Source organism: Alcaligenes sp. MMA (assembly GCF_020907215.1).
GTDB classification, from domain to species: Bacteria; Pseudomonadota; Gammaproteobacteria; order Burkholderiales; family Burkholderiaceae_B; genus Alcaligenes; species Alcaligenes aquatilis.
The window spans coordinates 1,529,103-1,552,895 of record NZ_JAJJPP010000001.1; the positions used below are offsets into that span (position 1 = coordinate 1,529,103).

22 protein-coding genes are annotated in these 23,793 nt (G+C 56.7%); 8 read left to right on the forward strand and 14 right to left on the reverse strand.

Annotated features, from left to right (window positions below; genetic code table 11):
• Nucleotides 1–46: 46 nt before the first annotated feature.
• The 11 genes from LNA76_RS06955 to clpS form a co-directional block, all read right to left on the reverse strand.
• Nucleotides 47–784, reverse strand: a complete 738-nt coding sequence (locus LNA76_RS06955) for an ABC transporter ATP-binding protein (protein ID WP_108727311.1) — start codon at nt 782–784, stop codon at nt 47–49.
• Nucleotides 781–1,617, reverse strand: a complete 837-nt coding sequence (locus LNA76_RS06960) for an ABC transporter ATP-binding protein (protein WP_162496890.1) — start codon at nt 1,615–1,617, stop codon at nt 781–783. Before LNA76_RS06960 ends, LNA76_RS06955 begins: the two co-directional genes overlap by 4 nt.
• Nucleotides 1,614–2,720, reverse strand: coding sequence for an ABC transporter permease subunit (locus tag LNA76_RS06965; RefSeq protein WP_376912741.1), 1,107 nt, complete (start codon nt 2,718–2,720; stop codon nt 1,614–1,616). Before LNA76_RS06965 ends, LNA76_RS06960 begins: the two co-directional genes overlap by 4 nt.
• Entirely contained in the window at nt 2,717–3,649 is a 933-nt protein-coding gene (locus LNA76_RS06970) for a branched-chain amino acid ABC transporter permease (RefSeq protein ID WP_094196387.1), read from the reverse strand. Before LNA76_RS06970 ends, LNA76_RS06965 begins: the two co-directional genes overlap by 4 nt.
• 128 nt (nt 3,650–3,777) lie before the next feature.
• Nucleotides 3,778–4,935, reverse strand: a complete 1,158-nt coding sequence (locus LNA76_RS06975; RefSeq protein ID WP_094196386.1) for a branched-chain amino acid ABC transporter substrate-binding protein — start codon at nt 4,933–4,935, stop codon at nt 3,778–3,780.
• Nucleotides 4,936–5,063: 128 nt separating this feature from the next.
• Entirely contained in the window at nt 5,064–8,837 is a 3,774-nt protein-coding gene (gene putA / locus LNA76_RS06980) for a trifunctional transcriptional regulator/proline dehydrogenase/L-glutamate gamma-semialdehyde dehydrogenase (protein WP_230018595.1), read from the reverse strand.
• A gap of 111 nt (nt 8,838–8,948) precedes the next feature.
• Nucleotides 8,949–9,563, reverse strand: coding sequence for a PqiC family protein (locus LNA76_RS06985; protein ID WP_230018597.1), 615 nt, complete (start codon nt 9,561–9,563; stop codon nt 8,949–8,951).
• Complete coding sequence (locus tag LNA76_RS06990; RefSeq protein ID WP_230018600.1) at nt 9,560–11,212, reverse strand: PqiB family protein; 1,653 nt, start codon at nt 11,210–11,212, stop codon at nt 9,560–9,562. Before LNA76_RS06990 ends, LNA76_RS06985 begins: the two co-directional genes overlap by 4 nt.
• Before the next feature lie 10 nt (nt 11,213–11,222).
• Complete coding sequence (locus tag LNA76_RS06995) at nt 11,223–12,512, reverse strand: paraquat-inducible protein A (protein ID WP_230018602.1); 1,290 nt, start codon at nt 12,510–12,512, stop codon at nt 11,223–11,225.
• Nucleotides 12,513–12,515: 3 nt separating this feature from the next.
• On the reverse strand, nt 12,516–14,837 hold the full coding sequence (gene clpA / locus LNA76_RS07000) for an ATP-dependent Clp protease ATP-binding subunit ClpA (RefSeq protein ID WP_094196382.1): 2,322 nt from the start codon (nt 14,835–14,837) through the stop codon (nt 12,516–12,518).
• A gap of 93 nt (nt 14,838–14,930) precedes the next feature.
• Nucleotides 14,931–15,254: an ATP-dependent Clp protease adapter ClpS gene (gene clpS / locus LNA76_RS07005; RefSeq protein ID WP_026482895.1), complete on the reverse strand. Its 324-nt coding sequence runs from the start codon at nt 15,252–15,254 to the stop codon at nt 14,931–14,933.
• A 165-nt stretch (nt 15,255–15,419) separates the two neighbouring features.
• Here clpS and LNA76_RS07010 point away from each other — a divergent pair, with 165 nt between their 5' ends.
• Both LNA76_RS07010 and LNA76_RS07015 read left to right on the forward strand, forming a co-directional pair.
• A complete protein-coding gene (locus LNA76_RS07010) occupies nt 15,420–15,665 on the forward strand; it encodes a cold-shock protein (protein ID WP_003801483.1) in 246 nt (81 codons plus the stop codon).
• Nucleotides 15,666–15,711: 46 nt separating this feature from the next.
• Nucleotides 15,712–16,182, forward strand: coding sequence for a DUF192 domain-containing protein (locus LNA76_RS07015; protein ID WP_094196381.1), 471 nt, complete (start codon nt 15,712–15,714; stop codon nt 16,180–16,182).
• Here the strand turns inward: LNA76_RS07015 and pcaF are convergent, their stop codons facing one another.
• Nucleotides 16,183–17,388: a 3-oxoadipyl-CoA thiolase gene (gene pcaF / locus LNA76_RS07020; protein ID WP_094196380.1), complete on the reverse strand. Its 1,206-nt coding sequence runs from the start codon at nt 17,386–17,388 to the stop codon at nt 16,183–16,185.
• A gap of 324 nt (nt 17,389–17,712) precedes the next feature.
• On the opposite strand from pcaF, the gene bfr reads away from it, so the two are divergent.
• Nucleotides 17,713–18,177, forward strand: coding sequence for a bacterioferritin (bfr, locus tag LNA76_RS07025; protein ID WP_230018604.1), 465 nt, complete (start codon nt 17,713–17,715; stop codon nt 18,175–18,177).
• 139 nt (nt 18,178–18,316) lie between these two features.
• Here bfr and sodB read toward each other — a convergent pair whose 3' ends face one another.
• Together sodB and xseA are read right to left on the reverse strand one after the other, a co-directional pair.
• Nucleotides 18,317–18,895: a superoxide dismutase [Fe] gene (gene sodB, locus LNA76_RS07030; RefSeq protein ID WP_094196379.1), complete on the reverse strand. Its 579-nt coding sequence runs from the start codon at nt 18,893–18,895 to the stop codon at nt 18,317–18,319.
• A 54-nt stretch (nt 18,896–18,949) separates the two neighbouring features.
• Nucleotides 18,950–20,296, reverse strand: a complete 1,347-nt coding sequence (gene xseA / locus LNA76_RS07035; RefSeq protein ID WP_230018605.1) for an exodeoxyribonuclease VII large subunit — start codon at nt 20,294–20,296, stop codon at nt 18,950–18,952.
• Between the two features lie 426 nt (nt 20,297–20,722).
• On the opposite strand from xseA, the gene LNA76_RS07040 reads away from it, so the two are divergent.
• Genes LNA76_RS07040 through kdsB form a run of 5 tightly spaced genes read left to right on the forward strand, consistent with a single transcriptional unit; the run spans nt 20,723 to nt 23,759 of the window.
• Entirely contained in the window at nt 20,723–21,328 is a 606-nt protein-coding gene (locus tag LNA76_RS07040) for a MotA/TolQ/ExbB proton channel family protein (protein ID WP_230018606.1), read from the forward strand.
• Nucleotides 21,328–21,732, forward strand: a complete 405-nt coding sequence (locus LNA76_RS07045; protein WP_094196376.1) for an ExbD/TolR family protein — start codon at nt 21,328–21,330, stop codon at nt 21,730–21,732. Before LNA76_RS07040 ends, LNA76_RS07045 begins: the two co-directional genes overlap by 1 nt.
• Nucleotides 21,729–22,808 (forward strand): tetraacyldisaccharide 4'-kinase, encoded by a 1,080-nt coding sequence (gene lpxK / locus LNA76_RS07050; protein WP_230018607.1) that lies wholly within the window; start codon nt 21,729–21,731, stop codon nt 22,806–22,808. The genes LNA76_RS07045 and lpxK overlap by 4 nt, the downstream gene beginning before the upstream one ends.
• Nucleotides 22,808–22,993, forward strand: coding sequence for a Trm112 family protein (locus tag LNA76_RS07055; protein WP_094196374.1), 186 nt, complete (start codon nt 22,808–22,810; stop codon nt 22,991–22,993). The genes lpxK and LNA76_RS07055 overlap by 1 nt, the downstream gene beginning before the upstream one ends.
• A 1-nt stretch (nt 22,994) precedes the next feature.
• Nucleotides 22,995–23,759 carry a 3-deoxy-manno-octulosonate cytidylyltransferase gene (kdsB, locus tag LNA76_RS07060; protein WP_094196373.1) on the forward strand — a complete coding sequence of 255 codons (765 nt, stop codon included), beginning with the start codon at nt 22,995–22,997 and terminating at the stop codon, nt 23,757–23,759.
• Nucleotides 23,760–23,793 lie beyond the last annotated feature (34 nt).

A 23,793-nucleotide genomic window follows, 5' to 3' on the forward strand; every position in this document is an offset into this window, starting at 1 on the left:
AATCAACTTAAAGCTGATTGGCTTTTTCCCTAAACCTAAATCTTACCTACGCCGCAAAATCCTCTTCCCCCAAATAAGCCGCCCTCACTTTCGGATCATGCAGCAACTGCGCAGCCGGGCCTTCCAGGATAATCTGGCCTGATTCCATCACATATCCCCTATCCCCCAACTCTAAAGCCAAGCGCGCATTCTGCTCAATCAGCAAAATCGTCACGCCTTCCTTAGCAATCGTCTGGATCAGTTCAAAAATCCGCTCAACCATGATGGGAGCCAGACCCATTGAAGGCTCATCCAGCAGCAACAATGAAGGCCGGGATATCATGGCTCGTCCCATGGCCACCATCTGCTGCTCCCCACCGGACAAAGTCCCTGCCGATTGTTTCTTACGCTCGGCCAGACGCGGGAACAAGGTATAGATACGCTCGATATCCTGGCGGACTTCGTGGTGGTCCTTACGGGTATACGCCCCCATGGCCAGGTTTTCTTCGATCGTCAGTTGCGGAAAAATCCCCCGCCCTTCTGGCACCATGACCACCCCACGGCGCACCAGTTGGTGCGATGGCAGGCCGATGATGCTTTCACCTTGATGTTCGATCTGTCCTGCAGCCGCAGGCACCAGGCCTGTGATCGCTCGCAGCGTGGTGCTTTTACCGGCGCCGTTGGCACCAATCAAGCAAACCAGTTCACCCTTGCCCACTCGCAGGTCCAGGCCGCGTACCGCCCGAATGCCACCATAAGCCACATCCAGACCCCGAATATCCAGCATTAACGGTTCTGTGCTCATGACTTTTCCTCTTCAACGGTAATACCCATGTCTTTGGCGGCACCTGCGCCCAGATAGGCTTCAATCACACGCGGGTTGTGTTGGACTTGGGCGGGTTTGCCTTCGGCCAGTACTTTGCCGTATTCCAACACTAAAACCCGGTCGCACAGGCCCATCACCAGCTTCATATCGTGTTCGATCAGCAGGACGGTAATGCCGTCACCACGGATTTTTTCAATCAATTGGCGCAGGACGACAGTCTCGGACGGGTTCATGCCGGCAGCGGGTTCATCCAGTGCAAGCAGCATAGGATCAGTTGCCAATGCACGGGCGATTTCCAGGCGACGCTGGTCACCGTAGGACAAGGAACGGGCAATCTCGTTGGCGTGCTGGGCAATGCCGACGTAATCCAGCAACTCGTAGGCACGGGCCTCGATCTGTTCTTCTTCCTGACGGGTAGCACGATTACGCATCACTGCCCCCAGCACGCCAGCACGGGTGCGGACGTGGCGGCCGATCATGACGTTTTCCAGGGCAGACAGGCTGCCGAACAAGCGGATGTTCTGGAAGGTACGCGCAAAACCGGACTCAGCGATTTGATGGGGTTTGCAGTCGGTCAGGTTGCGACCGGCAAAGGCACAGCGGCCCGACTCGGGGATGTACAAGCCCGTCATCACATTGAACAGCGTGGTTTTACCCGCTCCGTTCGGACCGATCAGACCATAGATATCGCCCTTGCGAATGCTGAAACTGACGTCGGACAAGGCCTGCAAACCACCGAAGCGTTTGGACAAGCCTTCTGCCTGCAGCAGCACCTCACCGTCTTTTACGTGTTGGTTCATGGTCAGACTCATGCTTGCACCTGCTTCATTTTGCGCTCACGACGACGCACCGCAGAGGGCCACAGGCCTTCAGGGCGATAGATCATGACCAGTACCAGGGCAAAGCCAAACAGCAGCATACGAATGCCGTCCGGATCCAGAATCACATCACCAAACACGCTTTGCTGCAGCGGAACCACAACCGAGCGCAACAGCTCCGGGAATACGGAGAGCAGCAAGGCTCCCACGATCACACCGGGGATATGGCCCATGCCGCCCAGCACCACCATACACAGCACGGAAATAGATTCTGTCAGGCTGAAACTCTCTGGGCTGACGAAGCCTTGCATGGAGGCAAACAAGCCCCCTGCCACGCCACCAAACGTTGCTCCCATCGCAAACGCCAGCAGTTTGACGTTACGGGTATTGATCCCCATGGCCTTGGCCGCGATTTCGTCTTCACGAATGGCTTCCCAGGCACGGCCAATACGAGAGTGCTGCAAGCGTACGCAGATAAACACAATCAGTAGCGTGATCAGCAGGAGCAGGTAATAGTATTTCTCTGGCCCGGTAATCCGTATGCCAAACAGGGTTTCCGCCTTGCCGAAAATGAAGTCGCCAATCTTGAAGGTATCGACCCGGTTGATCCCTTGCGGGCCGTTGGTGATATTGACGGGCGCATCCAGGTTGTTCATGAAGATACGGATAATTTCTCCGAATCCCAGCGTCACAATGGCCAGATAGTCGCCTCGCAAGCGCAGCACCGGAAAGCCCAGCAGCACACCGAATACGGCCGCCAAGGCGATCCCGGCTGGCAGCACCATCCAGAACGGCAAGTGCAGACCAAAATGTGGTGAGGCCAACATGGCCCAGACATAGGCCCCAACGGCATAGAAGGCGATATAGCCCAAATCCAGCAAACCCGCAAAGCCCACCACAATATTCAGGCCCAGGGCCAGCATCACGTACAGCAGGGCAAAGTTCAGCGTGCGGACCCAGCTTTGACCGGCCATCCCCAAAACAAACGGCAGAATGGCCAGCACCACACCGATAAGAAGCGCACCGACCCAGACTTTAGCGGGTGTTGCGGGACGCTGTTTGGAGCCAGCGCCACTTAGGGTTTGATTCAAGCTCATGCGCGATCTCCCACACGTTCACCCAATAAGCCCGAGGGACGGAAAATCAGCACCAGGATCAGCACGATAAAAGAGAACACATCCTGATAGTTACTGCCAAAGACCCCATTGGTCAGGTCGCCGATATAGCCTGCGCCCAGAGCTTCGATCAGGCCCAGCAGCAAGCCCCCCAGCATGGCGCCGCCCAAATTGCCAATGCCACCCAAAACAGCGGCGGTAAAGGCTTTCAGGCCCAGCATGAAGCCCATGGTGTATTGGGCAACACCGTAGTAGGTCACGATCATGACGCCTGCGACAGCCGCCAAGGCCGAGCCAATCACAAAAGCTGCGGAGATCACCGTATTGATGTTCACCCCCATCAAACCGGCCACTTCCCGGTTCTGGGCGGTGGCACGCATGGCCGTGCCCAGACGGGTACGGTGCACCAGCACCATCAGGCCGGACATGATCGCAGCGGCACCAACAATAATCAGAATTTGCAGCAAGCTGATGCGCGCTTCGCCCAGTTGGAACACCATCGGCTCAATAATGTGCGGGAAGCTCAAATAATTGCGCCCCCAGATCATCATGGCCAGATTCTGCACAATAAAGGACACACCGATAGCCGTGATCAATGCCGCCAGACGGGGAGCACGACGCAAGGGACGATAGGCATAACGCTCTGCCGTCCAGCCTATGCCCATGCAGACCGGAATCGCAGCCAGAAGAGCCAGTCCCACCATCAGCCAGGCGGACAGCCCTGCCGGGTCCGCGCCGACCAGCGACAACACCACTGTCGTAGCCAGCATCGCCCCAACCATGACGACATCACCGTGCGCAAAATTAATCAGGCCAATAATTCCATACACCATGGTGTAGCCCAGCGCCACCAGGGCGTAGACACTGCCCACGGTCAGGCCATTTATTAGTTGTTGTATCAGGATTTCCATAGATTGGGACTCGTGGTCATTGCTCCCTGCCCTGGCGCATGGCGATAGAACAGGGAGCGTGGGCCTGCCGAACACAGGCCACGGTAAAGATGAGCCCCATAGGGCTCAAACTGCAGGATCAAACGCGCTTAGTTAGCCTGACTGACCATGGTTTTTACCATCGTCCACTTACCATCTTTCACTTCATAGATGGTGACGGCAATTTCTTTCAAGTCGCCGTTCTGGTCATAGGCAATGTTGTTGCTGGTAGCGCCGTTGCGTTTCAAGGCGGCCAGCTTGGGCAGATAGTCTTCTGCTTTGGAGGAACCCGCTTCTTTCATGGCGGTGATCATGTTCCAGGCACCGTCATACGCGTAAGGCGCGTAAACACCAGGATCAGCCTTGAAGCGGGCCTGGTAGTCCTTGGCGAACTTCTCACCAGCGGCCATGGTGGACAGCGGCACACCGGCCAGGGACGCGTAGGTGCCGTCAGCCGCATTGCCAGCCAAGCGCAGGAAGGTGTCGCTGCGGGTCATTTCGCCCGAAACCAGCGGTGCCTGAATGTCCAGAGTCTGCATCTGGCGCTTCATGGGGCCGGACTGCGCATCCAGACCGCCAAAGAAGATGGCATCGGGCTGTTTGGATTTGATGTTGGTCAGAATGGAGGTGAAGTCGTTGGCTTTGTCCGTGGTGTATTCACGGGCGACGATCTGGCCACCGGCTTTTTCTACCGCACGGGCCACCTGATCTGTCAGACCTTGACCGTAGGCGGTCCGGTCATCGATCAAAGCCACTTTCTTGGCAGCCAGATCCTTGACGATGAACTGGCCCACCGCCGCACCTTGCTGGGTGTCACTGGTCATCATGCGAAAGGTATTGTCGTACCCTTGCTGGGTGTACTCAGGCGAGGTTGCCATGGCGATCTGGGGGATACCCGCGTCATTGTAGACACGCGAGGCGGGAATGGTGGTGCCCGAGTTGAAATGGCCCAATACACCATCCACCTCATCGTCCACAATTTGCTGAGCCACCTGAACGGCGGTACGCGGGTCAGCCTGATCATCCTTGGCGACCAGCTCAAAGCGGGCGGTTGCACCGTCAATCTCAATCTTTTGGGCGTTGGCCTCTTCCAGCGCCAGCACCAGACCGTTGCGCATATCTTCACCGTAGTGAGCTTGCGGGCCGGTCAGGGGAGCCGCAAAACCCAGCTTGATAACCTTGTCAGCGGCCAAGGCGGGGCTAGCCGCCAATGCACCGAAAACCGCTGTCGAAACCAAGGCCAATTTAAAGGTCGTGATGGACTGCATATTGTTCTCCTTCGTTTTTAATATAGCCGCGCTACAAGCCGGCCCGTGCCGTGAGAATAGACGCCGGGCCGCCGCTCCAGGTGAAATGTGCGACCAAACGTGTGCATAGAAATGAGTGCCCGCCAAGATCAACCAACCATCATCAAACTGGCATTGCCTCCAGCTGCCGCTGTATTGGTACTAACTGAGACTTCACGCAGCAAACGCTCGATCACGTACGCTGCGCCCTCCTCCAATTCCTGTGTCAACAGCCCCTGAACCCCAACAATGGGACCAGGGCGTTCAGCCACCTGGCCCAGCACGTGCCGGAGTTCATCGCTGTCGCCTTCAAATAAAACAGCATCATAATCTGCCTCACCCAAATCGGACATGGTGATTTGCTCGGCAGGGGCATCGTGCCAATTGCCCAGACCCAAACGGTCCAGCAAGATGGCCTGGTTGCCGCTTTGTGCGCAGGCCTCACGCTGGGCGCGCCAGCCAGGTACGCTAACGGGCATGCACAGAACGCGCCCCCGTGGGTACAGCCGATACATATTGGATTCACCTGTCGGGCCGGGCAAGACCACGCCCTGTTCCTGCCAAGCTTGCAAGGGCAGATTCTGCGGACAACGGCTAAGCAGTCGGCGCAGGTACAAGGGGCCGCCCGCTTTGGGCCCCGTACCCGACAAGCCTTCACCACCAAAAGGCTGTACGCCTACCACCGCGCCTACCATATTGCGGTTCACATAAACGTTACCGGCGTGAATGCGCGAAACGACACGATCCACGGTTTCGTCCAAACGAGTGTGAACGCCAAAGGTCAGGCCGTAACCACGTTCGTTGATCTGATTGATCAGGCTGTCCAGTTCGCTGCGCTTGAAGCGCATCACATGCAATACGGGGCCAAAAATTTCATGTTCCAGATCCTTGACCTGTTCGATCTCAATAATGGTCGGCAAGACAAACGTCCCTGTCTGGATACGGTTTTGCTCGCTTTGGGTAATGCGGAAACCCGCCTCGCGCATGGCGCTGATGTGCTCTTCAATACCGGAGCGGGCTTCTTCATCAATCACCGGGCCTACATCGGTACTGAGCAGATCGGGATTGCCCACACTCAGCTCCTGCATGGCACCGTTGAGCATGCTCAGCACGCGTTCGGCCACGTCCTCCTGAATGCACAGCAAACGCAAAGCGGAACAACGCTGACCAGCCGAGTCAAAGGCCGAGTTCAAGACATCAAACACCACCTGTTCAGGCAAGGCCGAGCTGTCAACCACCATGGCGTTCAAGCCACCGGTTTCAGCAATCAGCGGCACGGCCTGACCGTCTGCCGTCAGGCGTGTGGCCAATTGACGGTTCAAGCCCTGGGCCACGGCGGTCGAGCCGGTAAACATGACGGCATTGACCTGCTCACTGGCAGCCAAAGGGGCTCCTACGGAAGGGCCATCACCAGGCAGAAGCTGCAAGGCACCGGGAGCAATCCCGGCTTTGTGCAACAACTCGACCGCCACCGCCGCAATCAGGCAGGTTTGCTCAGCGGGCTTGGCCAGCACGACGTTGCCTGCCGCCAAAGCCGCCGAGACTTGACCCAGAAAAATAGCCAGGGGAAAGTTCCAGGGGCTGATGCACAGCACCACGCCAACAGGACGATATTCGTCATTATCAAAGTCGCGCAAGACTTGTCCCGCGTAGTAGCGCAGGAAGTCCACGGCTTCTCGCACTTCAGCAATCGCATTCGCATAGGACTTGCCGGCTTCACGCACCAGCAGGCCCATCAGATCTTGCATATGATCTTCCAGCAGTTGGGCGGCTTGCTGCAAGGCGGCGGCACGCTCTTGTACCGGCGTGGCCTGCCAGATAGGCGCATAGTGGCTAGCGGCTTCCAAGGCCTGCTCCACATCCTGCGCCGTAGCAAACATGACCTGCCCCACCACATCCTGATGATTGGCTGGATTGCGCACCATCGTTGCCTTGGACTCATCCCAGACCGGATTGCCCTGCCCCAGGATGGGCTGAGCCTGACGTGGCAAGGCGACGGTTTGCATCAAAGTTGCAGCCAGGGAACCCAGGCGATGCTCATTGCTTAAATCCAGACCGGCCGAGTTCAAGCGCTGCTCGGCATCCCAATACAACTGTCGCGGTAGAGGAATCTTGTCATGTGGGCGACCCAAGGGTTGCAGGCTCAAGGCCTGGGCGACGGGATCGGCAATCAGTTGCTCCATGTTCACATCGGCATCACCAATCTGATTCACGAAGGAGGTATTGGCACCGTTTTCCAGCAAGCGACGCACCAGGTAAGCCAGCAAGGTTTCATGCGAACCCACAGGTGCGTAGATACGGCAAGGACGATTCAACTTGCCGTCCTTGGTCGGGCCGACCACTTCGTCGTACAAGTCCTCACCCATGCCGTGCAGGCACTGGAATTCATACTGGCCGGTGTAGTAGTTCTGACCGGCCATCACGTAAATGGCGGCCAGAGTTTGGGCATTGTGTGTCGCAAACTGCGGATACACGGCTTCGGGGGCCTGCAGGAGTTTGCGAGCGCAAGCCAGGTAAGACACGTCTGTATGCACCTTGCGGGTATAGACGGGGTAGTCTTCCAGGCCATCAACCTGGGCACATTTGATTTCCGAATCCCAGTACGCGCCTTTCACCAAGCGGAGCATCAAGCGGTGTCCGCTACGGCGGGCCAGGTCAATCAAGTAATCGATGACAAAGGGTGCACGTTTTTGATACGCCTGCACCACAAAACCAATGCCGTTCCAACCTGCCAAAGACGGGTCAAAACACAGCTTGTCCAGCAAGTCCAAGGACACTTCCAGACGGTCCGCTTCTTCTGCATCAATATTCAGGCCAACATCGTAGTGGTGAGCCAGTTGCGCCAGGGACAACAAGCGTGGAAAGAGTTCACGCATGACGCGATCGCGCTGGGCACGGCTGTAGCGCGGGTGCAGTGCAGACAGTTTGATGGAAATGCCGGGGCCTTCGTAAATCCCACGGCCCTGGCTGGCACGACCAATCGCGTGGATGGCCTGCTCATAAGCCTGGTAGTAGCGCTGGGCATCTTCCGCTGTCGTGGCGGCCTCACCCAACATGTCGTAGGAGTAACGGAAGCCCTGCTCTTCAAATTTGCGGCTATTAGCCAGTGCCGAAGCAATGGTCTGCCCGGTGACGAACTGCTCGCCCATCATGCGCATGGCGACGTCCACGCCTTTACGAATCAGGGGTTCGCCACCCTTACCAATCATGCGGGTTAAGGCAGAGGATAAATTCTTCTCGCTGTTTACGCTGACCAAACGACCTGTCAGCATCAACCCCCAGGTTGCGGCGTTCACAAACAGCGAGGGAGACTCGCCCATATGCGCACGCCAATCACCGTGACTGATCTTGTCGCGAATCAAGGCATCACGCGTGGCGCGATCGGGGATGCGCAGCAAGGCTTCGGCCAGACACATCAAGGCCACACCTTCCTGGCTGGACAGGGAAAACTCCTGAATCAAACCCTCGACCCCACCGCCACGGCGCTTGGCGCGCAGGGCTTTGACCAGACGAGCGGCCAGTTCCTGGGCACGCGCACTTTGGGACGCACGTGCGGCGCTCAGCAGCAAAGGCAGGCAATCAGTTTCGGGACGGCGATAGGCGGCCGTAATGGCAGCACGCAACACGCTTTGCGGTTGCACATCTTGGGCAAAGCCGTAAAACGGGATCGACGGCATCAACACACCGTCCTCAAGCGCCTCAGCATCGCCCCCACTACGCAGAGCCAACTCGCTGGGCAACACACCACGCTCTATCCCTTCGATATAGGACAGCAAAGCCTGCTTGTGCAGCCAATGTGGGGTGCACTGCAACTGATCAGCCGCACGCCGCAAACGTTCGCGCAGCTCTATATCGACTTTGATCCCTAAGGTTGTGCTCGCCATGCTTCTTATCCCGGTTACGCTTTTTTGACTGCGATATGCCGAAATAATACTGACGGTTAACCCAATTTCGTATTCAGGTTAACCCGTGCAAGAAAAAGTTAACCCTAGCATTTAACTCACACAGATCATGGCCTTACCCAACATCGCCGGAACAGATTTGCCTTGCATTTGAGCGGCCAGCGCATCGGCCCAGCGCTGCTGCAATTGACGATGTGCCTGCACCAGTTCTGGAACAGTAGACGCCGGCTCGGAGTCCAGCCAGCGGCACTGTTGGGTTTTCCCCTCAAAACCAATTGGCGTCAAGGTCCAGCTCAATTCCAGGGTGGCGCGTTCGCCATAGACAGACTCAAAGCGCTGCACCAACACATCAATCTGCCAGTGGGGTGTTTTCGCAGCGGTACTGGCCAACTGAGGAACACTCAGGCGATCCTGCAAACCGGACACCAAGGCCAGGGACATTTCATCGGGCAAAGGCGATGCCCACTGGTTATCGTTCAGCAAATTAACCTGTCCACCGGCCGCCTGCGTCAGCACAAAGGCTCGGCGATCCAACTGGGCGGGCATATCCATACGCCGCAACTGAAAGCCCTTCCATGCTTGTGTGGATGGGGCTGCAGCCGCCGGAGCGGCATGGGCGGTTTGCAAGGTGTAGTAAGTAGGCGTGGTCGAGGCGCAAGCCGTCAGCAAACCGGCAAACGCCACGGAAATCAGGAAACGGGACATCATGGCGCAGGCTCCGGCAGTACGTCAGGAGAACGACCTCGCAATATTGCCGAGGGCTGGCTTTGCAAGGTATCACTTAAATCACGCAGGGATCGCAAGGAGCGTTTCAGCTCGTTCAAGGTTTGATCCACCGAGGTATTGAAGGAAGAGTCCGCGTCCAGCATGGCACCCAGTTTCTGAACTGCTGCATCCATGGATTTGAGAGCCCCATTCAATTGCGGCACCGTCGTCTTGTCCAGTTGCTTGAGCACCTGGCTCAGCTCCGTCAGCCCGCTTTGCAGATTCTTGCCAATCTGATCGAACGGAATCGCTGAAATCTTCGTGACAATGTCGCTGACCTGCTCTTGCAAGCGATCAAAATCACCGGCGATCACGGGCACCACCAAGGGTTTGGCCGTCTCATCGAACTCGACCTCATCGGCCTTATCGAAAAACTCCAGGGCAATGTACTGCTGACCGGTAATCAGGCTGGCAGGACGCAACTGGCCCCGCAACCCACGTTCAACCATCGGTTTAAACAAGGCACTTATCGCGTCTTTTTCGTCTGGTCGGGCTTCTACAATCCGCTCGTACAGATGACCGAAGCGTTGCGGATAAATACGCGCTTTTACTAAAGCGAAAAAGCGTTTGCGCTCAAAGTCGAATTCCAGATCCACGTCGTAGACCTGGCCCAGTTCCAGGCCCCGGAATTCAACCTTGGAACCCGGCCTCAAACCGCGTACAGACTGATGGAAATGAAAGCGCAGCTCCACCGCCGGGCCGTCCGGCTCGGCCATGGCACGATCTTGTGTAGGGAAGAGCTCGTATTGGGTATCTGCTGCTGCTACTTCCGTGGGCTCGCCTTCCATCTGATCAAAAGCCAAACCGCCTGCCAAAGCAGAAACCAAGGAGTGCGTACGCACATTGAAACCCGTGGAATCCAGAGACATATTTACACCACTGACGTTCCAAAAGCGCGAACCCTGGGTCACGAATTTATCATTGGGTGCATCCACAAACACCTGTACACGCACCCCATCACCTTCTTCGTTCAGCTCGTAGCTGCTGACCTGCCCAACCTGAATACCTTTGTAGTACAGGGGGGAGCCCAGATCCAGCGAACCCAGTTCCGATGCGGTCAGCACATAGCGTTTGCCCGCACGGCCACTAATCACTTCGGGTGGGCTTTCCAGACCCACAAAGTCCATTTTCTGCGCCTTTTTGTCCACTTCAAAAGGCGCGTCTACACCGATATACACACCCGAGAGCAAGGTCCCCAATCCCGACACACCACTTAAGCCCAAACGTGGACGCACCACCCAAAAGCGCGTGTCTTTTTGTGTGATGAATTCAGAGCCATCGCGCTCTAACTGTGCGGTCACCAAGACTCCCTTACGGTCCGGGGCCACCTGAATGTCGGAAATCGTGCCCACATCCACTTCGCGGTAACGTAGCTTGGTCTGGTCTACCGCCAAGCCTTCGGCCGAGTCGAAGCTGATCGTGATACGCGGCCCGGTCAACATCCAGTTTCGCAGTACCAACGACGCCCCCACCAAAGCAGCGGCGATAGGCAAAATCCAGATCCAGGAGAATCGGGATCGCTGCGCGGAAATCAGTCTTGGCTGCGCGGGCTCGGTCTGACCGTCAGGCTGATTAGTTGTGGGATCGTGCACCTTGTTTCCTTCAGGAAGTCGCCTGTGATGCAGGCGAAGACAGCTTGGTTTGCGGTTCTATTGTTTGTTCTTCGTCGGTGTCCTGATCCCAGCCCTGACGCGGGTCGTAGCTAAGCGCGGCCAGCATGGTCAAGACCACGACCATGCCAAAGCTCAAGGCCCCTGCCCCAGGAATAATTTGTGACAGTCCAGGGAAGTTGGCCAGCGCTGCCATCAGGACCACCACGAATACGTCCAGCATGGACCATTGCCCAATCAGCTCGACCATATCGTAAATACGGTTACGTTGACGCTGTACACCATTGCCCCGCCAACGACGCCCCACCAGCAGAACCACCAAAGCCAGGAGCTTGGTAATGGGGACGACAATACTGGCGATAAACACGATCAAGGCCAGGTCCCAGGAGCCCAGTTGCCAAAGCTGAATCACCCCACCCAAAATCGTATGGGCACTCGTACCCATAATGCTGCGCAGCTCCATCACCGGCAAGACATTGGCGGGAATATAAAAGACACAGGCCGTCAGCACCAGGGCGGCAACCCGCCTGCGGCTATTGGGTTTGCGTTTGTGGACAGGGGCTGCACAGCGATGACAGCGTGTATTCTGGCTGGCTTGAACAAAGCCGCAATGGGTGCAGGCGCTCCAGTCCGGATGCGCGTTCAAGACCTGGCGCGTCGCAACTGGAACCAGCTCACGATCCTCTGCCCAGCGCCAAAGACGAGCTGCGGTAATACGGCTCAGGCCCGTCAACAGGAACGTCAGCGCAAAAAATGCGTACAACCCTGGTGCCACAGTCAAATGCCCGATTCCGGCAAACTTCACAATCGCCACAATCAAGCCCAGAAACAGTACGGCCGTCATGGACCAATGCTCCAGATGACTCAGAACACGCAGACCGATGCCAAAATCGCCCGGCAAGGGCTTTTCACGGGCAATCAAACCCAAGGCCCAGAACTGGAAGATCAGTTGGAACAGCGGCAGCCAGAAACCGACCAAACCCGCCATCACGGACAGGCCCCAGTACCCCTGCTGCCAGATCAGCAACAAGGCTTTGGGAAACGTGGGCGATACTGTTTTACCCGCCATGCTTAGATAGACAACGGGAAACAGATTGGCAATCAGGAAAAGGATGAAAACCGCCAGAACCAGCGCTTGCCATTCACGTGGCGAAAAGCGGCTGTGGCGGTAAAGTTCGGTATCGCAACGTACACAACGCGCGAGCCCCGCTCCTGGAACGGGGACTCGCTCGTGTACGGTGTCACAGTGCGTACAGACGATTAAGGGGCGCGATGCCCTCACGGCTTAGTCGACTAATTCCGGCTCGGGACGCGAGGAGGTCTTGCTGCCGGGTTCGTCGGGTCCCGAAGAAGGATATTCCAGTACCACCTCGCCATTCTCGTCCAGATCAACCTCGACCTGACCACCATCGACCAGGCGGCCAAACAGCAGCTCGTCAGCCAGAGCACGGCGAATGGTGTCCTGGATAAGTCTGTGCATGGGGCGGGCACCCATGGCGGGATCGAAACCCTTGGCCGCCAGATGCTCGCGCAAGGCGTCCGAGAAGGACACTTCGACGCGCTTCTCGTGCAACTGGTTTTCCAGCTGCATCAGGAACTTGTCCACCACGCGCAGGATAATGTCGCGCGACAAAGGCTTGAAGCCAATAATCGCATCCAGACGGTTGCGGAACTCTGGCGAGAAGTGACGCTTGATGTCCTGCATTTCATCACCCGAGCGCTGCGGCTGGGTAAAGCCAATGCTGGTTTTGTTCAGCGCTTCGGCACCCGCGTTGGTGGTCATGATCAGGATGACGTTACGGAAATCTGCCTTGCGGCCATTGTTATCCGTCAACGTGCCATGATCCATCACCTGCAGCAGGATGTTGTAGACATCCGGGTGCGCTTTCTCGATCTCGTCCAACAACAGTACGCAGTGCGGCTGTTTGGTAACCGCTTCGGTCAGCAAACCGCCCTGGTCAAAGCCCACATAGCCGGGAGGCGCACCGATCAGGCGCGACACGGTGTGACGCTCCATGTACTCGGACATATCAAAGCGCAGTAGCTCTACCCCCAGCACGAAGGCCAACTGACGCGCCACTTCGGTTTTACCCACGCCGGTCGGGCCGGAGAATAAGAAGGAACCGATGGGTTTGTCGGGTAGACCCAAGCCGGAGCGCGCCATCTTGATGGCTGCTGCCAGGGCGTCAATCGCCACATCCTGACCAAACACCACCGATTTCAGATCGCGTGCCAAGGTTGCCAACTTATTGCGATCGTCGCTGGAAACGGTCTGGGGAGGAATGCGGGCAATACGCGATACCGTCGCCTGGATGTCCGCCTTGCCGATAACCTTTTTCTGCTTGGAGCGTGGCAGCAGACGCTGCGCCGCACCGGCCTCGTCGATGACGTCGATGGCCTTGTCAGGCAGGAAGCGGTCGTTGATATAACGGGCAGACAACTCCGCCGCCGCCGTCAGGGCAGCCGCCGAATAACGCACCCCGTGGTGCTCTTCAAAACTGGACTTCAAACCACGCAAAATCTGGATGGTCTGTTCCACCGTGGGCTCGGCCACATCAATTTTCTGGAAACGACGCGACAAGGCGTGGTCTTTCTCGAAAATCCCCCGGTATTCCGAGTACGTGGTTGCTCCAAGACACTTGAGCTGGCCGGAGGACAGCGCAGGTTTGAGCAGATTGGACGCATCCAGCGTACCGCCCGAAGCCGAACCGGCTCCGATCAGGGTGTGGATCTCGTCGATAAACAAAATGGACTGCGCTGTTTCCTTGAGCTGCTTGAGCACCGCTTTCAAGCGTTGCTCGAAGTCGCCCCGATACTTGGTACCGGCCAGCAAGGCCCCCATGTCCAGCGCATAAACACGCGCTTCGCTAAGAATGTCCGGCACATCACCACGCTGAATGCGTAGGGCCAGGCCTTCAGCAATCGCGGTTTTACCCACGCCAGCCTCACCCACCAGCAAGGGATTGTTCTTGCGGCGACGGCACAGAACTTGGATGACGCGCTCCACTTCCTTTTCACGGCCAATCAAGGGGTCAATACGACCCAGGCTGGCTTCAGTGTTCAGGTCCGTGGCGTACAGATCCAGTGGCGATTTCTGGGCGTCCGAGCGGGTATCCGCTTCCGCCGCCGCAGCCGCCTTGGGAGGCTCGGGAGCGGCGGGCTCCGGATTGGCCTTAGTGATGCCGTGCGAGAGAAAATTGACGACATCCAGGCGCGAGACACCTTGTTGCTGCAGGTAATACACCGCATGAGAGTCTTTTTCCCCGTACATCGCCACCAGCACATTCGCGCCGGAAACCACGTTTTTACCGGAGTTGCTGGACGATACGTGCATGATGGCACGTTGTATCACTCGCTGAAATCCCAGCGTGGGTTGGGTGTCAACCTCGCCTTCACCAGGGAAAGTGGGCGTATTTTCGCTAATGAATTTACGCAGATTCTGGCGCAGTGCATCAATATCGGCAGCACATGCTTTCAACACTTCCAGCGTGGAGGCGTTATCGAGCAGGGACAACAGCAGATGCTCTACCGTGATGAATTCATGGCGCGCGGCACGAGCCTCGACAAAGGCCATGTGTAGACTGACTTCAAGTTCTTCGGAGATCATGCTTCCTCCTACACGGCAAGAGTAAAACTAGGGGTTAAAGCTATTCTATGACTAATTTGCCTGATCTGAACAATACGGTAAACCACTAAATGGTCAAGCATCAGGCACCGGCTCCATCACACACTGCAAAGGATGCTGTCGCGACTGCGCCAGTTGTCGCACAATTTCCACCTTGGTGGCCGCGATATCGCGCGGATACACACCACAGACAGCCCGACCCTCGTAATGTACTTTAAGCATAAGCTGTTCGGCCTGCTCCGGGGTCTTGGCAAATACCCGCTCCAGTATATTCACCACAAATTCCATGGGCGTGTAGTCATCATTGAGCAAGATGACCTGATACATGGGTGGTGGGGCAAGCCGCGCGGATTGGCGCTCTACCGTTGTGGCGCCTTGCTTATCGATCTCAATGGCCATAATACAGAACTAGGTGCTTTCCATAGGTTGACTGGGGGGAACAAAATTCAGCATCATCCGACTGATCGTGTCAACTTCACAATAAAAAGTGGGGTGCCGCGATCACAGGCCCAGGGAGGGGCCGAAAAAAGTATCAACCATACACTAAGTTGAGAGGCAGCAAGCATGTCGGAAACTACCACCACCGCAGGCACTGGAGACAATCAAAAACTATCCGGGACCGTTAAGTGGTTCAATGATGCCAAAGGCTTTGGGTTTATTACACCCGATAACGGCGGCGAAGATCTCTTCGCTCATTTTTCATCCATTCAGATGAACGGGTTCAAGACTTTGAAAGAAGGCCAGAAAGTTCTGTATGAAGTTGCCCAAGGCCCTAAAGGCAAGCAGGCACTTAATATTACTTCGCCTTAAGATCTCTTGCGCTCTCGATTCTAACAAAAGCAGGTTCGCAACACACATGCAGTATCGCACGACGACTACGGGGCCTGCGCGCCCTGTTTTTTTTGCCTGTCTTCTGGCCGCGTTTTGTATAAGCGCCCCGGCCCAGGCCAAAGAGACTCTTCCCACCCTGACCCTGAGCCTGGGTTCCAAACAAATTCAGGCTGAAGTGGCCGATCGCGACGAGACTCGTGCTCAAGGTTTGATGCATCGAGAAAGCCTGGCCCCCAATCACGGCATGTTATTTGTATTCGAGCAAACCGGAATGCCTTGCTTCTGGATGAAGAATACGCCCTTGCCGCTGGATATTGCCTTTATTACTGATGAAGGCACGATTACCAATATCGAGGCCATGCAACCCTTTGATCTTCAATCCCACTGCCCGGTGCGACCTGTGCGCTACGCCTTGGAAATGGAACAAGGCTGGTTCAAGCAAGCAGATAAAAAGGCCGGTGAGAAAATCACCGGCCTGCCTGCCCTGAAACCGTAGTTAGACGCGCTCAAGAATCAAAGCCACGCCCTGTCCGACGCCAATACACATGGTGCACAGTGCGTAGCGACCGCCTGTGCGGTGCAATTGGTTGATGGCTGCAATTGCCAGACGCGCACCACTGGCACCCAAAGGATGACCCAGAGCAATTGCGCCCCCGTTCGGGTTCACACGCGGATCGTTATCAGCCAGACCCAACATACGAGTTACCGCCAAGCCTTGAGCGGCAAAGGCTTCGTTCAGCTCGATCACATCCATTTGATCCAGTGTCAGGCCGGCCAAGGCCAGGACTTTCTGGCTGGCCGGTGCTGGCCCAATACCCATGATACGAGGCTCGACACCCGCAAAGGCCATGGCCACCACACGAGCGCGTGGAGTCAGGCCCTGAGCCTGGACCGTTGCCTTGTCGGCGACCAGCAGCGCGCAAGCGCCGTCGTTCACACCCGAGGCATTACCGGCCGTCACGGTGCCATCGGCACGCACGACAGGCTTCAGACGAGTCAGGGACTCCAGAGTCGTGGCACGTGGATGCTCGTCCTTGTCCACCACAATGGGATCGCCCTTGCGCTGGGCAATGATCACGGGAGTGATTTCTTCAGCCAGAATGCCCGCCTCCTGGGCCGCAGCCGCACGCAGTTGGCTGTTCAGGGCAAAGACGTCCTGGTCTGCACGGGACACATTGAACTGCTGGGCGACGTTTTCAGCCGTTTCAGGCATGGAATCCACACCGTACTGCTCTTTCATGGCTTTGTTGATGAAACGCCAGCCAATCGTGGTGTCATAAATGTTGGCGCTACGGGAGAACGCCGATTCAGCCTTGCCCATCACGAAGGGAGCGCGGCTCATGCTTTCTACACCACCAGCCAGGATGAAGGAGGCATCGCCAGCGCGAATCGCGCGAGCAGCCGAACCAATCGCGTCCAAGCCGGAGCCGCACAACCGGTTCAAAGTCACACCAGGTACGTCCACGGGCAGACCGGCCAGCAGCGCGGACATGCGTGCCACGTTACGGTTGTCCTCACCCGCCTGGTTGGCGCAACCGTACATTACATCGTCCAACTTGGACCAATCGACTTGCGGATTGCGCTTGATCAACGCGGCGATAGGCACTGCACCCAAGTCATCCGCCCTCACAGCGGACAGCGAACCGCCATAACGTCCGAAAGGCGTACGAATTGCGTCACAAATAAAGGCGTCCTGACTCATGAAAATCACCCTGATAACTTGAATAAAATCACGCGAGAGCGCTATAGAGAGCGCTCGAAATCTACTGTTTTGATAGTAGCGCTTGAGAGCTGGCAGGATTTTTATCGTTACGGAGGCCGTCCGCTGCGCGGTCAATTTCTCAGACCCCCAACAGCCAGCTCGAAAGAAAATACGGATAGACGAAATCCACCGTTTGCCGTCCAACTATCCGGCAGCTCTCTCGAACCTCAACCTCGCCCCCCTCTCATCGTCCCAGTGTAAACCCCATGACGCGTAGCCCCATGGCATACTTTCACCGTTGGCATTCTCTACAGGCTCATCATCATGCAAGGTAATCCCGAAGTCCTCGACTATCTGAATCAATTGCTGCGCGGCGAACTCGCAGCGCGTGACCAGTACTTTATTCATTCCCGCTTTTATGAGCATCTGGGTTTCACGCAGCTTTACGAGCGCATGAACCACGAAATGGAAGAAGAAACCCAGCACGCTGACGCCCTGATCCGTCGCATCCTGATGCTCGACGGTATTCCCGACATGCGCCCCAATGCGTTTGAGCCCGGCAAAGACGTAGTCGGCATGTTGCGCAAGGACCTGGAGCTGGAATATGAGGTTCGCGCTGCTTTGCAAAAGGGCATTGAACTGGCCGAATCCGCCAGCGACTTTGTCACCCGCGACATTATTCTGGCCCAGTTGCGCGATACGGAAGAAGACCATACCTACTGGTTGGACAAACAATTAGGTCTGATCGAGAAAGTGGGTCTGGAAAATTACCAGCAATCCCAGATGTAACGCTTTCGACAACAAGGTATGGCGGCCTCTGCCCTATGCCTTGTTTTCATTGAAGCCATAAAAAAAACCGCCAGCATGCGCATGGCGGTTTTTTCTTGCCGGGCAGCACTCCAATGAGCGCTACCCACGACCTGAGCGATTAACCCAGGTTTTTGGCGGCAAAATCCCAGTTCACCAGGTTCCAGAAAATTTCCAGGTACTTGGGACGGGCATTGCGGTAGTCGATGTAGTAGGCGTGTTCCCACACATCACAGGTGATCAGGGCAACGTCATCGGAAGTCAGGGTCGTGCCAGCGTTGCTGGTGTTGACGATATCCAGGGAACCGTCGGCCTTTTTGACCAACCAGGTCCAGCCCGAACCAAAGTTGCCAACAGCAGACTTGGTGAAGGCTTCTTTGAAGGCATCAAAGCTGCCCCATTTGGCATTGATGGCATCGGCCAGTTTGCCGGTAGGAGCGCCGCCACCGTTAGGGGACAGGCTGTTCCAGTAGAAAGTGTGGTTCCAAACCTGAGCAGCGTTATTGAACACGCCACCGGAGGATTTCTTGACCACATCTTCCAGGGAAGCATTTTCAAATTCGGTGCCAGCAACCAGGTTGTTCAGGTTGGTGACGTAAGCCTGATGGTGCTTACCGTAGTGAAACTCCAAAGTCTCTTTGGAGATGTGTGGCTCAAGGGCGTTGAGTTCGTATGGAAGAGCTGGAAGAGTGAATGCCATTTCAATTCCTTCTAAAAAAAAACCGGGTTTGGTATCCAACAAGGACGACGCAGCCTAAAGCAGATCGTGCGTGCGCACCACATCCACCGTCACATGACCGCGACTCAACTCGACATCGAGTCGTTCACCAATCTTTAAGTCTAACGCATTTTTTACAACTTTCCCCTCGCTATCCCTGACTATGGCATATCCACGATTGATGATAAGGCGCGGGGACAGGGCTTGCAGTGTTTGCTGAGCCGCAGCCAGGCGTTGACGGCGCAAAACCAGCGCATGGTCCAGACCTTTTTCCAGCCGCTGGAAAAGCATATTCAGATTTTGCTGTCTTGACGTCAGCTGCGGAATGTTGCGCTCCAAACGTGCCTGCAATGCGGCCAAGCGCAAAGCGGCAGCATCGGGCACGCTGCGGGCCACGCGTTGCAGTCTTTGGGTCAGATGATCCAGGCCTTGCTGCTGCTGGGCCAGGCGTTGATGTGGGGAAACCAGTTTGGCCACCGCTCGATCCAGACGCAAAGAGGCCCGGTCCACATGGCGCTGCACGCCGTGACTCAAAGCCCCTATACGTGCAAAGACCTGCTCCAGCAATTGATCACGTCCCAGGCAAGCCAGTTCGGCTGCTGCCGTGGGTGTAGGTGCACGCAAGTCGGCCACGAAATCGGCAATGGTGAAATCCGTCTCATGCCCCACCCCACTAATAATAGGAATAGGACTGGAAGCGATCAGGCGCGCCAGCCCCTCATCGTTAAACGCCCAGAGATCTTCCAGGCTGCCGCCCCCGCGTACCAGCAAGAGCGTATCAACCTCGGCTCGCTCAATCGCGGTTTCCAGCGCTTGTCGCAATCGCGGTGGCGCTTCAGCACCCTGGACCGGGGCGGGGTAAACAATAATGCGCACATGCGGAGCGCGACGCTCCATCGCCGTCAGCACATCTCGCAAGGCCGCAGCAGCCAAGGAGGTGATGATGCCTATGCTACGCGGCAAGGTGGCAATGGGGCGTTTGCGTTCCGGCTCGAACAGTCCTTCGCTTTGCAACTGACTTTTCAGTCGCAAAAATGCTTCATGCAAATCCCCCAGGCCCGCGCGGCGCATGCCCTCAACCTGAACTTGAAAATCCCCACGCGCCTCGTACAAGGTCACCGAGCAGCGAAACTCGAAGCGCTCGCCTGCACGCGGCACAAAGCCCACGGTTTGGGCGCGCCCCCGGAACATCACGGCACGCACCGCCGCCTTGTCGTCCTTGATGGAAAAGTACCAATGCCCGGAAGCGGCCTGGGTAAAGTTGGATACTTCGCCGCTGACCCAAACTACCGGCATGTGCTCGTCCAGCAATTGGCTGACACGGCGGTTCAACTGCGCCACGGTCCATACTGCGGGTGCTCTAGATTCTTGATAATGCATCATATTCTTTGTTTTTGACTCGCCACGAGCTAGTTTTCCACCGCTCCGTATCCACAACTGTCATGCTTTTGTCAAATAGACGCCAAGACAATGGTTTCCGCCCAACACCTGATAGTTCACATCACATAAATTCATTAAGCAATTGAAATTACACGATATTTAATAAAACACAAAAATGGTCGAAAATTAGCCAGAGAACCTCTAAACCACCACCCGAGCCACTATGGGATGTTTTATGCACAGAATTATCCACAGTTTTTGTGGATAGTTTTAGCACTACACTTATTACTTCAAATACATCAGGGGTTTGGCGTCATTTTGCGTGGAAAAGACGTTAAAGTGTACCGCGCCAGCGCCGGAACATTCCCGCAATGCAGACAGGGGCTCTACAATAAGTGCTGATTTATTTCCTGACCGGATAATCGACTCGTGCTTACTTTGATCCATGCCGCTGGCTGGCCTGTCTGGTTTCTGCTGGCCTGCTCCATTCTTGCCCTGGGTTTGATCCTGGAGCGCCTTCTGGCCCTGCGCAGTAAACGGATCTTACCGGCTGGACTGGCACGCCAGATCAGCGAACTGACAAACCAGAACCGTGTTCAGGATGACTCGCTGCCTCGCCTGTACGACAACTCCCCCTTGGGTCGAGTGTTAGCCACTGTACTGAAGAACCGCCACCTGTCCCCCGCCTTGCGTGAGGCTGCTGTGGAAGCAGAAGGCAAAGACATCAGCTACCAATTGAACAAATATATTCCGGCACTGGGCACCATTGCCGTGATCGCCCCCTTGCTGGGCCTGTTCGGTACAGTCATTGGCATGATCGACATTTTTGCCGCCTACGACCCCGCTGGGGGTGACCCCAGCCTGATTGCTCGTGGCATTTCCGTTGCCCTTTACAACACCGCCCTGGGGATTCTGATTGCCGTCCCGGCCATGATCTTTCACCGTTACTTTCGCAGCCGTGCCGACTATCTGCTGCACTGCCTGGAAACAGAAGCCGGTGCCCTGGATCGTCTGCTGGCTCAGAGGGCTGCCTGATGCGCTTTCGCCGAGCCCAAGACCCAGACACGCTGGAACTGAACCTAGTGCCCTTGATTGATGTCTTGCTGGTCGTGCTGATTTTTCTGGCTGCCAGTAGCACCTTCGTGCGCTATCGCCAGCTGGATGTGTCCTTGCCTCAGGCTCAGGCCCAAGCTGCCCAAGCGGCTGAACTGTTATTGGCCATCAGCCAGGATGGGCGCTATGCCTTGAACGGCATGTGGCTGGACGCCAGTAGCGCCTCCCCCCTTAGTCAAGCCTTGTCGACTGAGAAAACCGACGAGAACAGCAGCCTGCTGATTCTGGCCGATGCCCAGGCCCCTCACTTTGCCGTCGTTCAGGCTATGGAGGCCGCCCGTCAGGTAGGCATCCACCGCGTTCACTTTGCGACCCAGGCCCCATGAGTGTGCGTGTCCGCCTGACTGATTGGCTTCACCAACAGTGGCAGAAAAAAGGCTGGTTCAGTCTCTTGATGCGCCCTCTTTCAACGCTGGCTGCGCTTTTCGTACAGCGCAAACAACGACGCTACGAGCAAGATCCCAGCGCGTCCTACCGCAGCCCGGTGCCGGTCATTGTGGTGGGAAATATTATTGTGGGTGGCGCAGGCAAGACCCCCATCGTCCTGGCGCTGACCGAGCAATTGCGCGCGTTGGGATGGACTCCCGGCATTATCAGCCGTGGGTATGGCGTAAAAATCGGCCCCAGCCCTCGCGTAGGTCAAGGTCAGTTAGCTGCTGAACAGTTTGGCGACGAACCCGCACTCATTGCCGCCCAAACCCAGGCCCCCATTGCCGTCCACCCCCGCCGTGCGCTGGCTGCCCAGGCTTTGCTCACTAACTTTCCAGCAATCGACCTGATTATTTCAGATGACGGCCTTCAACACCTGGCCCTGCAACGCGATATGGAAGTGGTAGTTCAAGATGCCCGTGGCGTGGGCAACGGCTTGCTGCTGCCAGCCGGCCCATTGCGTGAAGGCCCCGAACGCCTGCGCAGCGTGGACTGGCTGATCAGTCAAGTGGTGGCCGATCAAATGGCTCCGCCCACCCCTCAACCCGCCGAGCCTGGCCGCACCCTGACCATGAACCTGCGCCCGCATCAGGTGGAGCACTTGAGCTCGGGCCGCCGCCTGAACTGGTCAGACTGGCAGCAGGAATACGGTCAACAAGAACTGCAAGCTCTGGCCGCCATTGGCCAGCCCGACCGTTTTTTTTCGATGCTGCGCACTTGTGGTCTGCATCTGAACCAGACTTTCCCCCTGCCCGACCATGCTGCCTTGCAAGCCCAGGACTTTCAGGCCCTGCATGATGGGTTGGTACTCATTACCCGTAAAGACGCCGTAAAATGCCAGCACCTTAACGACCCACGTCTGTGGGTTGTGGATGTCCAGCCCATGTTTTCACGTCCGGACTGGATTGCTGAACTGGATGGCCTGTTGCGCAAGCGGCGCTTAACCTCCCCCTCTTTACCCGGAGTTCAATAATGGAAACTCGCCTACTCGACGTACTGGTCTGCCCCCTGTGCAAGGGCCCTCTGCGCCACGACCGCGAACAAGAAGAACTGGTCTGCAAGGCCGACAAACTGGCCTTCCCTATTGTGGACGGCATCCCCACCATGCTGGTCAACGAAGCGCGCCAACTGAACGCGCAGGACCCCGCCAGCAACTGATATGACTTTTTCCGTCATCATCCCCGCACGCCTGGGTTCCACTCGTCTACCCAACAAGCCGCTGGCCGACATCGCTGGCCAACCCATGATCGTGCGCTGCGCCCAGCAAGCGGCACTCAGTGGAGCGCGTCAGGTTTGGGTGGCGACGGACTCGACCCGCGTGCTCGAAGCCGTGCAGTCGCACGGTTTCAGGGCCTTGCTGACCGATGCCGAACATCCGACCGGCACCGACCGTCTGGCACAGGCCGCCCGTCTGCTGGAGCTGTCCGAGGACGAGATCGTGGTCAATGTGCAGGGCGACGAACCCCTGATTCAGCCCGAACACATCCATGCCGCCGCCGAACTGCTGGCTCGCAGCGAGCAGGCCGATATCGCCACGCTGGCCGCGCCCATCAAGAGCGTCGAGACCTTGTTCAATCCCAATGCTGTGAAAGTGGTCTGCGACCTGCAAGGCCGCGCCCTGTACTTTTCGCGTGCGCCCATGCCCTGGGCCCGCGACGCACTGGCCCAGGGAGAGCGGGTACTGGCCGACGGACTTCCCGCATTGCACCATATTGGCCTTTATGCGTACCGAAATCGCTTCCTGCAGCAGTACGCCCAGCTACCGCGTGGGCCGCTGGAACACTTTGAGTCTCTGGAGCAGTTGCGAGCCATGGAAAACGGCTTCCAGATTATGGTTCACCGCCTCCAGGAGATTCCTGCAGCGGGGGTAGACACCGAACAAGACCTGGAAAGAGTACGCGCTCACTTCGCAAATCGGTTATAAAAGATCTTTTTTCTGCTCCATCCGAATAAAAAAT

Excerpts from the sequence above, each read along its gene's own strand:
- LNA76_RS06955 (WP_108727311.1), bottom strand. The coding sequence starts at position 784 with ATGAGCACAGAACCGTTAATGCTGGATATTCGGGGTCTGGATGTGGCT.
- LNA76_RS06960 (WP_162496890.1), bottom strand. The coding sequence starts at position 1,617 with ATGAGTCTGACCATGAACCAACACGTAAAAGACGGTGAGGTGCTGCTG.
- LNA76_RS06965 (WP_376912741.1), bottom strand. The coding sequence starts at position 2,720 with ATGAGCTTGAATCAAACCCTAAGTGGCGCTGGCTCCAAACAGCGTCCC.
- LNA76_RS06970 (WP_094196387.1), bottom strand. The coding sequence starts at position 3,649 with ATGGAAATCCTGATACAACAACTAATAAATGGCCTGACCGTGGGCAGT.
- LNA76_RS06975 (WP_094196386.1), bottom strand. The coding sequence starts at position 4,935 with ATGCAGTCCATCACGACCTTTAAATTGGCCTTGGTTTCGACAGCGGTT.
- putA (WP_230018595.1), bottom strand. The coding sequence starts at position 8,837 with ATGGCGAGCACAACCTTAGGGATCAAAGTCGATATAGAGCTGCGCGAA.
- LNA76_RS06985 (WP_230018597.1), bottom strand. The coding sequence starts at position 9,563 with ATGATGTCCCGTTTCCTGATTTCCGTGGCGTTTGCCGGTTTGCTGACG.
- clpA (WP_094196382.1), bottom strand. The coding sequence starts at position 14,837 with ATGATCTCCGAAGAACTTGAAGTCAGTCTACACATGGCCTTTGTCGAG.
- clpS (WP_026482895.1), bottom strand. The coding sequence starts at position 15,254 with ATGGCCATTGAGATCGATAAGCAAGGCGCCACAACGGTAGAGCGCCAA.
- LNA76_RS07010 (WP_003801483.1), top strand. The coding sequence starts at position 15,420 with ATGTCGGAAACTACCACCACCGCAGGCACTGGAGACAATCAAAAACTA.
- LNA76_RS07015 (WP_094196381.1), top strand. The coding sequence starts at position 15,712 with ATGCAGTATCGCACGACGACTACGGGGCCTGCGCGCCCTGTTTTTTTT.
- pcaF (WP_094196380.1), bottom strand. The coding sequence starts at position 17,388 with ATGAGTCAGGACGCCTTTATTTGTGACGCAATTCGTACGCCTTTCGGA.
- bfr (WP_230018604.1), top strand. The coding sequence starts at position 17,713 with ATGCAAGGTAATCCCGAAGTCCTCGACTATCTGAATCAATTGCTGCGC.
- sodB (WP_094196379.1), bottom strand. The coding sequence starts at position 18,895 with ATGGCATTCACTCTTCCAGCTCTTCCATACGAACTCAACGCCCTTGAG.
- xseA (WP_230018605.1), bottom strand. The coding sequence starts at position 20,296 with ATGATGCATTATCAAGAATCTAGAGCACCCGCAGTATGGACCGTGGCG.
- LNA76_RS07045 (WP_094196376.1), top strand. The coding sequence starts at position 21,328 with ATGCGCTTTCGCCGAGCCCAAGACCCAGACACGCTGGAACTGAACCTA.
- lpxK (WP_230018607.1), top strand. The coding sequence starts at position 21,729 with ATGAGTGTGCGTGTCCGCCTGACTGATTGGCTTCACCAACAGTGGCAG.
- LNA76_RS07055 (WP_094196374.1), top strand. The coding sequence starts at position 22,808 with ATGGAAACTCGCCTACTCGACGTACTGGTCTGCCCCCTGTGCAAGGGC.
- kdsB (WP_094196373.1), top strand. The coding sequence starts at position 22,995 with ATGACTTTTTCCGTCATCATCCCCGCACGCCTGGGTTCCACTCGTCTA.